Source organism: Pedobacter paludisoli, assembly GCF_052344095.1.
GTDB lineage: Bacteria > Bacteroidota > Bacteroidia > Sphingobacteriales > Sphingobacteriaceae > Pedobacter.
Genome location: NZ_CP179926.1, coordinates 1,297,562 through 1,312,646, shown reverse-complemented (window position 1 = coordinate 1,312,646; position 15,085 = coordinate 1,297,562). Strand labels below are relative to the sequence as shown.

Below are 15,085 nucleotides of genomic sequence, written 5' to 3'. Positions count from 1 at the left end.
CTGTAGAAAAAACTAAAGCAAGGCTATTTTTTACAATAACATTGCCCAAAATTTTATCCAAAATCATCTACATAAATGGACTCTTCTTTGACCTGTAAGGATATTAATATACTTTTCATTGAGCGGATAAATTCGCGTGTTCCCACCAGGTAATAGTCAGAATTTTGAATATCTTGCACCTTCGATTTTACATACGTTTTATCAATTCTGCTTTCTTTTCCCGTTTCAACCAAATGATAGCTAAAATTGCTGAGTTCCAGTCCGCCTAATTCTGGGTGATAGGCAGCATGTTGTGCACATTTGTTGCTATACAAAAGACTAATTTTGCCTTCATGATTTGATTTCTCCAGTTCCATCAGTAATGGAATAATTGGTGTAATGCCAATACCCGAGGCTAAAAATACAATAGGTTTGTTTGGGTTTTGGATAGAAAAATTACCCATTGGGCCATAAATGGTGGCTGTATCGGAAATATTCATTTCGATGCAGCTCTTTTTAAAACTACTTTTACTTAAACGCATGACAAAGTCGAGCGTTCGAGACGATGGGTGAGAGGCCATTGACAATGCGCGGAAAGGCATGTCTAAGTCGGTGTGAGCAGGATTGTTTAACCTTACAACAGCATATTGCCCTGCCTTGTAATGAAAATCTTTTGGCCTTTCAAAACGGAGTAACATGGTGTTTTTAGCCACAATTTTTTTGGCGATTAGCTTTACGGTTCTTTCATCAGACGGATTTCCGTGATTAAGCACTTTCCATTTGGTGTTTTTAACTAATTGTGAAGCGGTCATATATCCACCGATTATGGCACCAGAAAATCCTCCACCTGGAAATCCCCAGGCAGAAGCAAAATGTAAATTTTTGATTTCAGGGAAGCGAGTTAATCGTTTAAAACCTGATTGTTCGGGTGTTTGTGCAAATCCATATGGTGTGCCTGATGGATTTTTAGTATAGTTTTGAATAGTTTTAGCGCTACCTACCTCATAATACTCAAGATGTGGGCATATTCCCGGAAAGGCAGCTTCTAATCTTTTTAAGAAAATTTGTGCCACTTCTTCTTTTTTTAATTTATAGGCTACTTCTGTTAAATTCTCCCAATCGACGAGGTAATCTGCCGCCGTAATTGTAGCGATGCTTTTTCCTTGAGGAGCTAAATTGGAATCAATTTGACTATAATCGACTAAAACAAAATTTCTATTCTCCCAATTCCCTTGGTAGTTATCCTTCAAATCCTTTATAGAATGAATGTCAGCACCAGCTATAAAAGTTGAGTAATTTTTTACACCCAATTCTTTCAAGGGCTTATTGAAGCCCAAGTAAATAGAAATTAGGGAACAACTCACTTCTTTATTTTCAAAATGCCTACGAACAGCATTTTTATATTTTTCGGGTAAGAGATCTGCTAATAACGGAACAGCAGCATTTCCAATAACTGTATCAGCTGTTACTTTTTTCGTTTCACTATGGCTATTATAGGCATCTTGATACATAACGCCTGTTGCGGTACCGTTTTCAACTAAGATGTGATTTACCTTTTTTCCAAGCAAAACTTGTCCGCCATTTTTTTCAATAACAGCAGCTAAGTAATTTGATAGTTGTTGTGAACCACCCTTAATGAAATGACCTCCACCGGTTATGTACGATGCTTGAGCAGCGGAAAAGTACAGCATGGAAAGCTTGGAGGTATCGTCTCCGTAATATAGTAAGTTGGTGGTTAAAATCAGTTTTAGCTCTTCATTTTTTAGGTGCTTGTCTAGCCATTCTCCAACCGTTTGCCTTGATGCTTTCACGACATTTGGAAATAAAATAGGCATGAGGGGATACATTAATTTGCTTTTCCATTTACCGCCTGGGAGCTTGGGTAATTCTGATAGGACAGCCGTAATCGTGTTAAAAAACAACTGTAATCCAACCGCTTCATTGGGGAATTTTTGTATTAAGGAGGCTTTTGCTTCTTCAACTCCATGCGGAAATGTAAAAGATGTTTTTGGGGATTTCAGGTGAAATAACTCAGGTACTTTTAAGAATTCAAGGTGTTTATCAACGCCTAGAAATTTGAATATTTTAACTTTCGCATCTTCTTCATGTAAGCCATCCATTTCATGCAGGCCTACTTCCATGACGAAATCTTTCCGCTTAAACGAGGAAGCGCAACCTCCGGGAATATAGTGCTGTTCTAAAAGCAATACTTTTTTACCGTGTTTAGCCAAGGTAGCTCCGGCAGTTAAGCCTCCTAAGCCACCACCAATAATTACAGCGTTATAATGTTGATTACTCATAGCTTTAAATTAATCATGCAAAGGTCTGAGTAATAAAGTGCTTAAAAAATTGATTTAAGTTAAGAAATAATACGCTTGCGAATGCGGCTTAAGGCTTCTGGCGTAACTCCGATATAGGATGCAATGTATTTTAAAGGAATCGTTTGTAAAAGCTGAGGTTCTTCTCTCATTAATTTTAAATAGCGGTCTTCAGCCGATTCATTTAAAAGCGAGATGATTTTTTTCATGTTTGTTTTAAAAAGTCCTTCACTAGCCATTCTGCCAATTCGGTCTCCCATGGCTGTAGTATTATAAAGATCTTGTAAATCTGCATACTTGATGCTCCATAGGATTGTTTCGGTAATGGATGTTACACTGTATTCGCATGGCGATTGGTTTAAAAAAGAATCGTAAGCAGAAACAAAGCTTCCCTCTAAACCAAAAGCAAATGTATTGTCTTTTTCTTCGGTTAAAATATGGAAACGAATACTGCCCTTTTCAATGAAAGATAAATAACCTTCGATATTTCCTTGTTTAAGAATGTTGGAGTTCTTTGGAAATTTGCGCTTAACCATTTTGGAAAGAAATTCCACATCCTCATTGGATACTGGTACGATACTTTCAAAATATTCTTTAATCAGCTCCATGGAATTTTCATGTTTTTGATAAATAGCCACTTATCAATCGGAAATCGATTTGTTTTATGCTTGCCTATAAAGATACAAATAATTTTATGCCCATGCGGCGGATACATTTCCAAAGTATTTATGATATCGTTATTAGGATATGAAAGGAACTGCAGAATCGCTTTGTGCTAAAAAACAAAAGGCCTAAAGTGCAATACTTTAGGCCTAAGCTTAATAAATTATGTGTAATTATTATTTTAAGAATAATAACTCTCTGAATTTTGGTAACGGCCAAACGCTGTCATCTACAATTTGTTCCAATTTATCTACGTGATAACGAATGGTATCAAAGTATGTTTTTACTTTCTCATCGTATGCAATTGCTTTCTCACGTGTATCTTCAATTTTGTTCGTTACTTTACGTTCTTCTAACATCGCATCGATATTCGTTTTAACGATATCTAAGTGGCTAGATAATTTTTTCACGATTTCTAATGAAGATTTGCTATCTACACCAAGTTCTTTTAATCCTTTTACGTTTTCGATTAATGAATTTTGGTAAGAAATAGTTGCAGGAATGATAGAAGTATTAGCTACTTCGCCCATTACACGAGCTTCAATTTGTAATTTTTTGTAGAAATTCTCTAACATAATTTCATGACGGGCATGAATTTCGCGTTTGCTATAAATGTTAGTAGTTGCATATAAATCTAAAGATTTTTCGCTTAAGTAAGCATCTAATGCTTTAGGCGTAGTTTTGATGTTTGATAAACCACGTGCTGCAGCTTCGTCTTCCCACTCTTGGCTGTAACCATTACCTTCGAAACGAATTGATTTTGATTCTTTGATGTATTTTTTGATTACGGTTAATAACGCGATATCTTTTTTATCACCTTTCTTGATCAATTTATCAACTTCAGCTTTAAATTTAACCAATTGCTCAGCCATGATTGCATTTAAAATGGTCATTGGAGCAGAAGAGTTTGCAGATGAACCTACAGCTCTTAACTCAAATTTGTTACCCGTAAATGCGAAAGGAGAGGTACGATTACGATCAGTATTATCCAATAAAATTTGTGGAATTTTAGGGATACCTAACCATAAAGCATTATCTTCTTTGATTTTTTTGCTGATACGTGAATGCTCAATCTCATCCAATACATCGTTTAATTGCGATCCTAAGAAGATAGAGATAATTGCAGGAGGAGCTTCGTTAGCACCTAAACGGTGATCGTTGCTTACCGATGCAATACTTGCACGTAATAAATCTGCATGCTCGCTAACAGCTTTAATTGTATTTACAAAGAAAGCTAAGAACATCAAGTTGTTTTTAGGCGTTTTACCTGGTGCTAATAAGTTTTTACCAGTATCTGTAATTAACGACCAGTTGTTGTGTTTACCTGAACCGTTGATGCCAGCATATGGTTTTTCGTGTAATAATACACGGAAGTTATGGCGACGTGCAACTTTTTCCATTAAATCCATTAACAATTGGTTGTGGTCAATTGCTAAGTTGATTTCTTCGTAAATTGGTGCACACTCAAATTGAGAAGGCGCTACCTCGTTGTGACGCGTTTTTAATGGAATACCTAATTTTAAAGCTTCGTTTTCGAAATCTACCATGTAAGCAAAAACGCGCTCCGGAATAGAACCGAAATAGTGATCTTCTAATTGTTGACCTTTAGCAGACATGTGTCCGAATAAAGCACGACCTGTTAATAATAAATCTGGACGCGCGTTAAACAACGACTCATCAACTAAGAAATATTCTTGTTCGATACCTAATGATGCATTTACTTTCGTAATGCTTTTATCGAAATACTGACAAACGTCAACAGCTGCTTTATCTAAAGCTGATAATGCTTTTAATAAAGGTGCTTTATAATCTAATGCTTCACCTGTGTATGAAACGAACACAGTTGGGATACAAAGTGTTTTACCCGCTGGGTTTTCCATGATAAACGCTGGAGATGAAGGATCCCAAGCAGTATAACCACGTGCCTCAAATGTGTTACGAATACCTCCGTTAGGGAAACTAGAAGCATCTGGCTCTTGTTGTACTAAGGCAGAACCTGCGAATTTCTCGATTGCTCCATCGCCACTTGGCTCAAAGAATGAATCGTGTTTTTCTGCAGTTGTACCTGTTAAAGGCTGGAACCAGTGTGTATAGTGAGTTGCACCAGCACCCATAGCCCAAGCTTTCATAGCGTTAGCGATATGGTTTGCGTCGTCAATATTAATTAATTCACCTTGATTGATTGATGAAATTAATTTCTCGTATACGTCCTTAGATAAGAAATCTCTCATTTTTTTCTTATCAAATACATTCGAGCCGTAAAAATCAGAAATTTTTGAAGAAGGTGCTTTTACCTCTGGAGAAATTCTGTTTTGAGCCTCTTTTAATGCGATGGTTCTTAAGCTTTTCATTAATTTATTAAGTTTTTTGTCAAAAATAGTATATTTTCTCAGTTTTTATGAAACAAACGTACTAAAAAAGACAATTTTATTGAAAACGAAATAAAAAAATGATTTTTAGGTGTGAAATTTCAATTTTCGTAAGAAATGAAGTTTTTTTTGAAAGTTTTATGGAATTACGAAAAATAGTTCATCGTATACTAAAACTTAAGCTATGTTCAACTCATCTATTAATGTATACAAAATCGAGTGGCTCGATCTTGTGTTTAGTAACCGCAACAAGAATTATGGTGCGTATGCACTGCGAAAAGAATCGTCTAGTATTTTAACCAAAGCACTTTTTGCCGCGAGTACCGGATTTATCTTATTGTTTACCGCTCCATTAGTTTACAGCAAATTAAGTGGACCTGAAATGTCTAGCTTACCTGTAACCACTACCACTGTAGATTTGTCGAATCAGATCCATGAAATGAAACCTGAGAAGAAACCTGATCCGAAACCAGAACCTGCCAAGAGCGATCCTGTGAAAGTGAAAACGGTGGCAGTAAGTTCTAATATTGTGGTTACCGAACAAGCAAAGACACCACCACCAACGCTTGATGATATGCGAGATGCTGTGATTAGCAATGTTACACAGGATGGTATCATTGCACCAGACGCGGTTATTCTTCCCAAATCGGATGGTAGCGGTAATGGTACTGGAACGAGTGACGCCGGAACTGGAACTGGAAGTAGTGATATGGAAATTTATTTAGGTGCAGATGAAAATCCAGAATTTGCAGGCGGTATGAAAGGTTGGGCTAAATATTTACAAAAAAACTTGGATTACCCGACCCTTGCGCAAGATGAACAGGTTCAAGGAAGGGTAGTTATTAGTTTTGTGGTTGAGAAGGATGGTTCCATTACCGATGTGAAATTGATTAAAGGTATTGGATTTGGGTGTGATGAGGAAGCGATGCGTGTGATTAAAAAATCGCCTTTTTGGAAACCAGGCAAAAATAGAGGTACGCCCGTTCGTGTACGCTATAATATGCCCATTACGTTTACCATCAATTAGTTAAAAAGAAGGTTGTTAGCGCTCTCCATTGTTACATACTTTAATACAACACCAAAAGGCAGATGAAATAGTAATAGGTTAGGGTTTAAATGCTGCAGCCTGGGTAATTGCTCGGGCTGTTTGGTGTACAGCCAGATCGTGCTATTTAGCTAGTGAAAGGCGCTGCGCTTTGCAGACAGCGCCTTTTATACAGCAAGCCCATATGATTCGGGCTGAAATTTATCATGGGTAGATGAGGGCTTTCGGATACAAAGATATCCGTTCACTTACCAATTGAAATACTTAAAAAACAGTATTTTAAACGAATGTTGTTGACATTTGTCTAGATTAAACCTTGTCGAACACATTGCGTGATGAGTTGCGCGGTGTTTTTGCAATCCGATTTTTCGAGAATGTTTTTTCTGTGTTTTTTTACCGTTAAATCGCTGATAAAAAGTTTATCTGCAATTTCAATACTGCTTAAACCTTCGGCCATCCATTTTAATACATCAAGTTCTCTTTTTGAAAAACGGATAGTGTTTTGCAGCGTGCTATTTGGGTTTAAGTTCATAAAAGAAGGTTCGCCATCGAGACCGATTAAGGAATATTGATAACTATTTACCGCCGTTAGGTGGTCAATACAGGTGTGGATGTTTAGGCATTTTCCATATCCGCCATTGCTATCCAAGGTAAGCATAAGCGCTTGGTGATTAAACAAGGAATAACCACCACTGGCATTTCGGCCACGGATATTGTAACACTTCTTGTATTTTAGCAATTTTTCGCGGGCGATGTTCTTGTGAAAAAAATCGGCAATAGTAGCTTCTGCTTTGGCGATGAATGCTTGATCATCCGGGTGTATGGCATTTAAAACATCGTCAAACGTAACTTTTTCAGGGTCAAATCCGTGTAAATCTTGAATAGATTTACTTACATGTGAGAGCGACATATCGTAAAAATCAATCACATAATAATAAAATGGACCAGTACTGATAATCGCATTTGTTAAATCGTTAAAAGTTATTTGCGGAAGTTCAGTATTGTTGATGCTTTTATTTTCTGGCAATAACCAGACGTTACGTAATTTATCTAATTCTAACGACATTTTTCCGGGATTTTTTTACTAAATAAATCAATATTCTCTGATTTTTCAAAAAATGACTAATTATTGTCAAAAATGAATCATCCCAGATTACTGGACAAAAAAAATGGATAATGCTTTTGATTGCAGTATCCATTTCATTTTAAAGATTAATTATACTTTTTCTTCAATCCATTTTCTGGCGTTAACAAAAGCTTCCATCCACGGAGAAACTTCATCTTTTCTTCCTGCTGGATAATGAGCCCAGTGCCATTGGAACAATGAACGCTCAATGTGCGGCATCATTACCAAGTGACGGCCAGTTTCATCACAAATCATTGCCGCATTATAGCCTGAACCATTTGGATTAGCTGGATAGCTTTCGTATCCGTATTTTGCAACAATTTGGTATTGGTCTTCCGTTTTAGGTAAGTGGAATTTACCTTCACCATGCGATACCCAAACACCTAACGTGCTTCCCGCAAGGGTAGATAACATGATTGATTTGTTCTCGGCAATGGTTAACGATGTAAAGATACTTTCGTGTTTTGCACTCTCATTATGCAGCATTTTAGGTTTTTCATCGTGGTTTTTGTTGATTAAACCTAACTCTACAAATAATTGACAGCCATTACAAATACCTACTGATAAAGTATCTTCACGGTTAAAGAAGTTTTCTAAAGCGACACGTGCTTTTTCATTGTATAAAAATGCACCTGCCCAACCTTTTGCCGAACCTAAAACATCAGAGTTTGAGAAGCCACCAACAGCACCGATGAATTGAATATCTTCTAAAGTTTCACGACCAGAAATTAAATCCGTCATGTGAACATCTTTTACATCAAAACCGGCCAAATACATTGCATTTGCCATTTCACGTTCAGAATTACTTCCTTTTTCGCGAATGATAGCTGCTTTTGGACGAGGTTTTGACGCATCGATAACTGGTTTCTTTCCATCAAATGAAGACGGGAAAGTATATTTTAACGGTTGGTTTTTATAGTTGTTAAAACGCTCCGTTGCTTTTTGTTCACCACTTTGTTTCTTGTCTAATAGGTAAGAAGTTTTAAACCAAACGTCGCGTAAATGATCTACATCAAATGAATATTGAGCACCATTGTTGCTGATATTTAATGTAGCGATAGGGCTTACCTCACCTATTTTAATGAATGCTACATTGTTATCCGTAAGTACTTGTTCAGCACTTGCATCGGCTTGGAAAACGACTGCGATATTTTCTGCAAACAATGTTTTAATGATATCATCGCCTGCTAAAGCCGTTAAATCGATGTTTGCGCCTAAATCGCGATCAGCGAAACACATTTCAAGTAAGGTTGTAATTAAACCACCGCTACCCACATCGTGTCCAGCTTGAATTTTGTCGTTTTTAATTAATTGTTGTAAGGTGTTAAAGGCATTTTTAAATTGAGCAGCATCATGCACATCAGGCGTTTCGCAACCAATTTTGTTTAAAATCTGCGCAAAAGAAGAACCACCTAATTTATAGGTATCGTTTGAAAGGTTGATGTAATAGATAGAGCCACCATCTTTCTGAAGTACAGGTTCTACAACTTTGGTAATGTCGTTACAATTTCCACCTGCCGAAATGATGACCGTTCCAGGGGCAATTACATCGCCATTTTTGTATTTCTGCTTCATCGATAATGAATCTTTCCCTGTTGGGATATTAATTCCTAAATCGATGGCAAAATCTGAACATGCTTTTACGGCTTTGTATAAACGTGCATCTTCTCCTTCATTTTTACATGCCCACATCCAGTTGGCTGAAAGAGAAACACTTTGCAAACCATCTTTTAATGGTGCCCATACGATGTTTGAAAGTGATTCAGCAATGGCAATACGACTTCCGGCAGCCGGGTCAATTAATGCCGAAACTGGTGCATGACCTACTGATGTTGCAATACCTTCTTTTCCTTGGAAATCTAAAGCCATCACACCGCAATTGTTTAAAGGCAATTGCAAAGGACCTGCGCATTGTTGTTTCGCCACACGGCCACCCACGCAACGGTCAACTTTGTTGGTTAACCAATCTTTGGCAGCAACGGCTTCTAATTGCAAAACTTGCTCCAAATAGGTGTTTAATTTTGCTTCATCGTATACCACTTCTGAATAGTTACGTTCGACTGTTTTATCCTCCATTACAATTTTAGGAGAACTGCCAAACATATCTTCCAGATTCATATCCATTGGCTTAACGCCTGTAGTTGCCGATTCAAACGTAAAACGATGATCGCCGGTAACTTTACCAACCGCATACATTGGAGAACGTTCGCGATCTGCAATTTTCTTTAAAGTATCCAGGTGTTCGTTTCCAATCACCAGACCCATGCGTTCTTGTGATTCGTTTCCGATAATTTCTTTTGCAGAAAGGGTAGGATCGCCTACAGGTAATTTATCTAAATCTATTTTACCACCCGTTTCTTCTACCAGTTCTGATAAACAGTTTAAGTGACCACCCGCACCGTGATCGTGGATGGATACAATTGGGTTAAAATCGCTTTCAACCAAACCACGAACGGCATTGGCTGCTCTTTTTTGCATTTCAGGGTTAGAACGTTGGATTGCATTTAATTCAATGCCAGAGCCATGTTCGCCGGTATCGGCTGATGATACAGCTGCACCACCCATACCAATACGGTAGTTTTCGCCACCTAAAATAACAATATCATCGCCTACTTTAGGTGTATGTTTTTTTGCTTGGTTTACTTTTCCGTAACCTACACCACCAGCAAGCATAATCACTTTATCAAAACCTAAAGTTCTGGCTTCAGTACCAAAGTTGTCCGTTTCTTCGTTGTGTTCGAACGTTAATACCGAACCGGTGATAAGTGGTTGACCAAATTTATTACCAAAATCAGTAGCTCCGTTTGACGCTTTGATTAAGATATCCATAGGTGTTTGGTACAACCATTTGCGTTCTTCAACGCCTGCTTCCCAAGGACGGTTTTCTTCTAGACGCGAAAGAGCAGTCATGTAAACTGCCGTACCGGCCAAAGGTAAAGAACCTTGTCCGCCCGCTAAACGATCTCTAATTTCACCACCTGAACCTGTTGCTGCACCGTTAAAGGGCTCAACGGTTGTCGGGAAATTATGTGTTTCTGCTTTTATAGAGATTACTGAGTCAAAATCACTGGTAGCATAAAAATCAGGTTCATCAGCACGTTTTGGTGCAAATTGCTGCACTTTTGGACCTTTAATGAACGCTACGTTATCTTTATACGCCGAAACAATATCGTTCGGGTTTTGCTCAGACGTTTTACGAATTAATTTAAAAAGCGATGTTTCTTGCTCTACACCATCAATCACAAATTTTCCGTTGAAAATTTTGTGGCGACAGTGTTCTGAATTTACTTGAGAAAAACCAAAAACTTCAGAGTCGGTTAAAGGTCTTCCTAATTTAGTAGCTAAAGAATCCAGGTATGCTACTTCTTCATCGCTCAGCGATAAACCTTCTTGTTTGTTATAAGCAGCAATATCGGTAATTGCTAAAATCGGCTCCGGTTGGATATTGATGGTATAAATATCCTGATCCAATTGATTGTATTTTTGCGAAAGCATCGGGTCGAAATCCGTAAAATCTTCAGCAACGGCTTTAAATTCTTCAATTCGAATCACCCCATGAATGTCCATGTTTTGTGTGATCTCTACTGCATTGGTACTCCAAGGAGTAATCATCGCCGCACGCGGACCTGCAAAAAAGCCTGTTAATACGCTTTCTATCTGTAGTTTTGCTCCGCCAAAGAGCCATTCAAGTTTAGTAATATCAGTTTGGGATAGCGTTTTCTCTGTTTGTAGGGCGAAAATCGCTTGAGATTGATTTATGAAGAAATGAATCATGCTTTTTATTTGAAGCCGCAAATTTACGCTTTTTTAAATTAAAAATGAGCAGGAAAAAGCAAAAATAAGCATAGCTTTTCAATATAGGAGCCATTGAAAGCGTGTTTGCAGAATTTATATTGCTTATTAAATTTCGTTGACGAAAGAATCCTTTTCAGTCTTAGACTTTTTGTTCCTTCCGTTTGAAAATATCTTGCTAAAGGAGATTGATTTAGCAGGAATATGACGATTTGAAAAATAGAATATGCACTTTTGTCGGTAGAATTCCAGTACAAAATCATTAGAAGGATTAAATTTTACTTTTTATGTTTAAACGCATTCATCACATTGCTATCATTTGTTCAGATTACGCGGTGTCAAAAGATTTTTATACGCGAAAATTAGGTTTTAAAGTGCTTGCTGAGGTTTATCGCGCGGAGCGCAAATCGTATAAATTGGATTTGGCGGTGAACGATTTGTATCAAATTGAACTTTTTTCTTTTCCAGATCCTCCTGCACGTCCATCGCGCCCAGAAGCGCTCGGCTTACGTCATTTGGCTTTTGAGATAGATAACATTGAAGAAGAAACGGAACGATTAAATCGTTTAGGTATAGCGACTGAACCCATTCGAATCGATGAATTTACAGGTAAAAAATTCAGTTTTTTCTCAGACCCTGATGGATTGCCATTGGAATTATATGAAGCGTAATTATGAGCGTTTTTAAGTTTAAGCAGTTTGAAGTGAATCAAAGTGGCTGTGCCATGCGCATTAATACCGATGGGGTTTTACTGGCAAGCATGGCATTTCAGGAAGATCCGAAGCGTATTTTGGATGTAGGTACCGGCACTGGGGTGATTGCGCTCATGTTGGCACAGCGATTTCCTAGCGCAGAGGTGGTCGCGGTTGAGATTGATGAAGAGGCATCGGTAGCGGCCGAGAATAATTTTAAGAATTCTGCTTTCGCAAAACGATTGACTTGTTTTCAGGTAGCGATTCAGGATTTTGAATCTGAAGAAACATTTGATCTGATTGTTTCGAATCCTCCATTTTTTATAAATGATTTAAAAAACGAAGAGAAAAGAAAAGGTATTGCTCGGCATGCAGCGGACGATTTTTTTGCGCATTTTGTTCAAAAAGCTGCATCCTTGTTGACCGATGCTGGTAAATTTTGGCTGGTTCTGCCTGTAAAGCAAGCTGATTTGGTGATCGAACTCGCTAAAAAAGAACAATTGATGCTTTGCGAGCGAATAAATTTGCATTCTGATGAAACGAAACCCGCTTTTAGGCAGATTATTGCGTTAACAAAAGAGAATGTATCGCTCAGAGAGGATGATTTTTTTATTTACGAATCTCAAAAACAACATACCGCACAATATAAAGCCTTGCTTAAAGATTTTTTTGTGGCTTATTGATATTTGATGCCTCTTTTTTAGTCGGTAAACGGTATATTTATCGAAACCTTAAATCTTTTTTGTTCAAAATGAGAAAACTGCTCCTGTTAATTTTATGTTGTTCCTTAACATTTTTATCCTCTGCACAGAAAAAAACAGATCCTTTAGTTGGTATTGACACCTTGTTAAACAGAATATTGAAAGATCAAGTAGCTGCAGGTTTTTCGGTAGCAGTTGTTAAGGACGATGAAGTTATTTATAGTAAAGGTTTTGGCTACCGCGATGTAGAAAATAAGAAACCGGTTACGCCCAACACTCTTTTTGCCATTGGTTCGAGCAGCAAGGCTTTTACAGCTTCTTTGTTGGGCTTGCTTCGGAAAGATGGAAAACTTAGTTTTGAAGATAAAGCGGTGAGTTTGTTGCCTACATTGCGTTTTTATAACGAAGAAATGAACAGTCAGATTATTTTGCGCGATTTAATGGCACATCGTACCGGTTTGTCGCGTTACGATTATTCCTGGTTTTTGTTTAATTCGGCCAATAGAGATAGTTTAATTGCGCGCGTTAAATACATGAAACCCACTGCGGCAGTGCGTGAGAAATGGTTTTACAATAATTTTATGTACGTGGCGCAAGGCATGATTGTGGAGCGTTTGACAGGGAAGACTTGGGAGCAAAATATTCAGGAAAAATTCTTTACTCCTTTAGAAATGACTCGTTCCAATACGGATATCAAAGCTTTTCAGTCGGATAGTGATGCTTCATTGCCATATACGGTTATTAAGGATACTGAAATCAAGAAAATACCTTACTACAATATTAGCGGAATGGGGCCTGCTGGTAGCATTAATAGCAGTGCCAACGATATGGCGAATTGGTTAAAACTATGGATTAACGGAGGGAAATTTAAGCAAAAGGAAATTTTGCCCGCCAGCTATATACTTGAGGCAGCAAGTTCGCAAATGGTAATGGAGGCTGCTTTACCTGCAAAGCATGCCGATGTTTTTTTAGCGAATTACGGATTGGGCTGGATGATTGGTTCGTATAGAGGACATTACATGGTAGAACATGGCGGGAATATTAACGGTTTTTCGGCGAGTGTTGCCCTTTTTCCTTCGGATAAGTTGGGGATTGTGGTGTTGAGCAATCAAAATGGTTCTAAGGTTCCTGCTTTGGTACGTAATTCTCTTGCAGATCGCCTGCTTCAATTGAAAGCAATTGATTGGAATGGTGAGGCAAATGAAAAAGCGAAAGAGAACAAAAAGCAAAAGAACCAAGTGGTTAACAAAATGCAAATTGTGGATGCTCCGGCTTCACATCACTTAAAAGATTACGTAGGTTCTTTTGAAAATCCCGCTTACGGAACCATTAATATTGCACTTGAAAACAATCTTTTGAGTACTTTTTTGGGTGGAGAGAAGCTGTTGTTTAAACACTTGCATTACGATGTTTTTGATCCAAGATCCATTGATGAAAAAGGTGTGATGGATACTACACAAAGCAATTTGATGTTTAATTTTTCTACCGGTTTAGACGGAAAGATTCAAGGAGTTTCGGTTTTTATGGATGGAGGCAATAAGCCTGTGCAATTTGATTACAAACCTGAAGCGAAAGCACTTTCTGTAAAGGATCTAGAAAAATATACTGGAGAATATAACTTAGGTCAAGCAACGGTCAAGGTGTTTTTGAAAGGAGAAACCTTGATGATTTTTGTGCCGGGTCAGCCCGAATATGAGATGCTTGCGATAGGCGAAAATACATTCAATTTTAAAGTTCTTAAGGGATATAGTGCCAAGTTTGAGTTGGGGTCGGGACAAGAAAAAGCTACTTCGGTATCTTTTATACAGCCAAATGGAGTGTTTAAGGCGACGAGAAAGCCTTAGTTTTTGGCAATTCTAGGGGCTTTGTTGGATAAAAATAAAATAATTTGAAAAAAATTGGTTTAATTTCAGATACGCATGGTTTTTTAGACGATGCTGTTTTTAAGCATTTTGATAGTTGTGATGAGGTGTGGCATGCGGGAGATTTTGGTCAGGATGTGGTGGAAAAGTTGGAGGTATTTAAACCGCTTCGCGGGGTTTATGGAAATATAGACGATGCGGTTATTCGCGCTCAATTTCCAGAAAAAAATCGTTTTACCTGCGAGCAGGTGGATGTTTTGATGACGCATATTGGGGGTTATCCGGGAAAATATTCTGCTTTGATTAAGTCGGAAATTTACACTAAGCCGCCGAAATTGTTCATTACTGGGCATTCGCATATTTTAAAAGTGATGTACGATGAACAGCTAAAATGTTTGCATATAAATCCCGGTGCAGCAGGAAAACAGGGTTGGCATAAAGTAAGAACATTGATTCGGTTTTGCATAACTGATGAAAATATTCATACCTTAGAGGCCATAGAGTTATCAGGTAGATAATGTAAAAAATACACTAAGTA

10 protein-coding genes are annotated in these 15,085 nt (G+C 37.8%); 5 read left to right on the top strand and 5 right to left on the bottom strand.

Annotated features, from left to right (window positions below):
- Positions 1 to 53 precede the first annotated feature (53 nt).
- The 3 genes from ACJVDK_RS05190 to ACJVDK_RS05180 all read right to left on the bottom strand — a co-directional run bounded on the left by ACJVDK_RS05190 (position 54) and on the right by ACJVDK_RS05180 (position 5,311).
- Positions 54 to 2,279: an FAD-dependent oxidoreductase gene (locus ACJVDK_RS05190; protein WP_443939227.1), complete on the bottom strand. Its 2,226-nt coding sequence runs from the start codon at positions 2,277 to 2,279 to the stop codon at positions 54 to 56.
- Positions 2,280 to 2,338: 59 nt separating this feature from the next.
- A complete protein-coding gene (locus tag ACJVDK_RS05185; protein ID WP_443939226.1) occupies positions 2,339 to 2,905 on the bottom strand; it encodes a Crp/Fnr family transcriptional regulator in 567 nt (188 codons plus the stop codon).
- Positions 2,906 to 3,136: 231 nt separating this feature from the next.
- Positions 3,137 to 5,311, bottom strand: coding sequence for a glutamine synthetase III family protein (locus ACJVDK_RS05180; RefSeq protein ID WP_443939225.1), 2,175 nt, complete (start codon positions 5,309 to 5,311; stop codon positions 3,137 to 3,139).
- A 202-nt stretch (positions 5,312 to 5,513) separates the two neighbouring features.
- Here ACJVDK_RS05180 and ACJVDK_RS05175 point away from each other — a divergent pair, with 202 nt between their 5' ends.
- A complete protein-coding gene (locus ACJVDK_RS05175; protein WP_443939224.1) occupies positions 5,514 to 6,356 on the top strand; it encodes an energy transducer TonB in 843 nt (280 codons plus the stop codon).
- A 322-nt stretch (positions 6,357 to 6,678) separates the two neighbouring features.
- On the opposite strand, the gene ACJVDK_RS05170 is transcribed toward ACJVDK_RS05175, so the two are convergent.
- On the bottom strand, positions 6,679 to 7,440 hold the full coding sequence (locus ACJVDK_RS05170) for a LuxR C-terminal-related transcriptional regulator (RefSeq protein WP_443939223.1): 762 nt from the start codon (positions 7,438 to 7,440) through the stop codon (positions 6,679 to 6,681).
- Between the two features lie 150 nt (positions 7,441 to 7,590).
- Positions 7,591 to 11,274, bottom strand: a complete 3,684-nt coding sequence (gene purL / locus ACJVDK_RS05165) for a phosphoribosylformylglycinamidine synthase (protein ID WP_443939222.1) — start codon at positions 11,272 to 11,274, stop codon at positions 7,591 to 7,593.
- Positions 11,275 to 11,579: 305 nt separating this feature from the next.
- Between purL and gloA2 the strand changes: the two genes are divergently transcribed.
- The 4 genes from gloA2 (at position 11,580) to ACJVDK_RS05145 (ending at position 15,065) form a co-directional block, all read left to right on the top strand.
- Positions 11,580 to 11,963, top strand: coding sequence for an SMU1112c/YaeR family gloxylase I-like metalloprotein (gene gloA2, locus ACJVDK_RS05160; protein ID WP_443939221.1), 384 nt, complete (start codon positions 11,580 to 11,582; stop codon positions 11,961 to 11,963).
- A gap of 2 nt (positions 11,964 to 11,965) precedes the next feature.
- Positions 11,966 to 12,667, top strand: coding sequence for a tRNA1(Val) (adenine(37)-N6)-methyltransferase (locus tag ACJVDK_RS05155; protein WP_443939220.1), 702 nt, complete (start codon positions 11,966 to 11,968; stop codon positions 12,665 to 12,667).
- Between the two features lie 68 nt (positions 12,668 to 12,735).
- Entirely contained in the window at positions 12,736 to 14,529 is a 1,794-nt protein-coding gene (locus tag ACJVDK_RS05150) for a serine hydrolase (RefSeq protein ID WP_443939219.1), read from the top strand.
- Between the two features lie 44 nt (positions 14,530 to 14,573).
- A complete protein-coding gene (locus tag ACJVDK_RS05145; protein WP_443939218.1) occupies positions 14,574 to 15,065 on the top strand; it encodes a metallophosphoesterase family protein in 492 nt (163 codons plus the stop codon).
- Positions 15,066 to 15,085: the final 20 nt, after the last annotated feature.

What these genes read in the sequence shown, in the direction of transcription:
- ACJVDK_RS05190 (WP_443939227.1), bottom strand. Translation starts at nt 2,279, where the DNA reads ATGAGTAATCAACATTATAACGCTGTAATTATTGGTGGTGGCTTAGGA.
- ACJVDK_RS05185 (WP_443939226.1), bottom strand. Translation starts at nt 2,905, where the DNA reads ATGGAGCTGATTAAAGAATATTTTGAAAGTATCGTACCAGTATCCAAT.
- ACJVDK_RS05180 (WP_443939225.1), bottom strand. Translation starts at nt 5,311, where the DNA reads ATGAAAAGCTTAAGAACCATCGCATTAAAAGAGGCTCAAAACAGAATT.
- ACJVDK_RS05175 (WP_443939224.1), top strand. Translation starts at nt 5,514, where the DNA reads ATGTTCAACTCATCTATTAATGTATACAAAATCGAGTGGCTCGATCTT.
- ACJVDK_RS05170 (WP_443939223.1), bottom strand. Translation starts at nt 7,440, where the DNA reads ATGTCGTTAGAATTAGATAAATTACGTAACGTCTGGTTATTGCCAGAA.
- purL (WP_443939222.1), bottom strand. Translation starts at nt 11,274, where the DNA reads ATGATTCATTTCTTCATAAATCAATCTCAAGCGATTTTCGCCCTACAA.
- gloA2 (WP_443939221.1), top strand. Translation starts at nt 11,580, where the DNA reads ATGTTTAAACGCATTCATCACATTGCTATCATTTGTTCAGATTACGCG.
- ACJVDK_RS05155 (WP_443939220.1), top strand. Translation starts at nt 11,966, where the DNA reads ATGAGCGTTTTTAAGTTTAAGCAGTTTGAAGTGAATCAAAGTGGCTGT.
- ACJVDK_RS05150 (WP_443939219.1), top strand. Translation starts at nt 12,736, where the DNA reads ATGAGAAAACTGCTCCTGTTAATTTTATGTTGTTCCTTAACATTTTTA.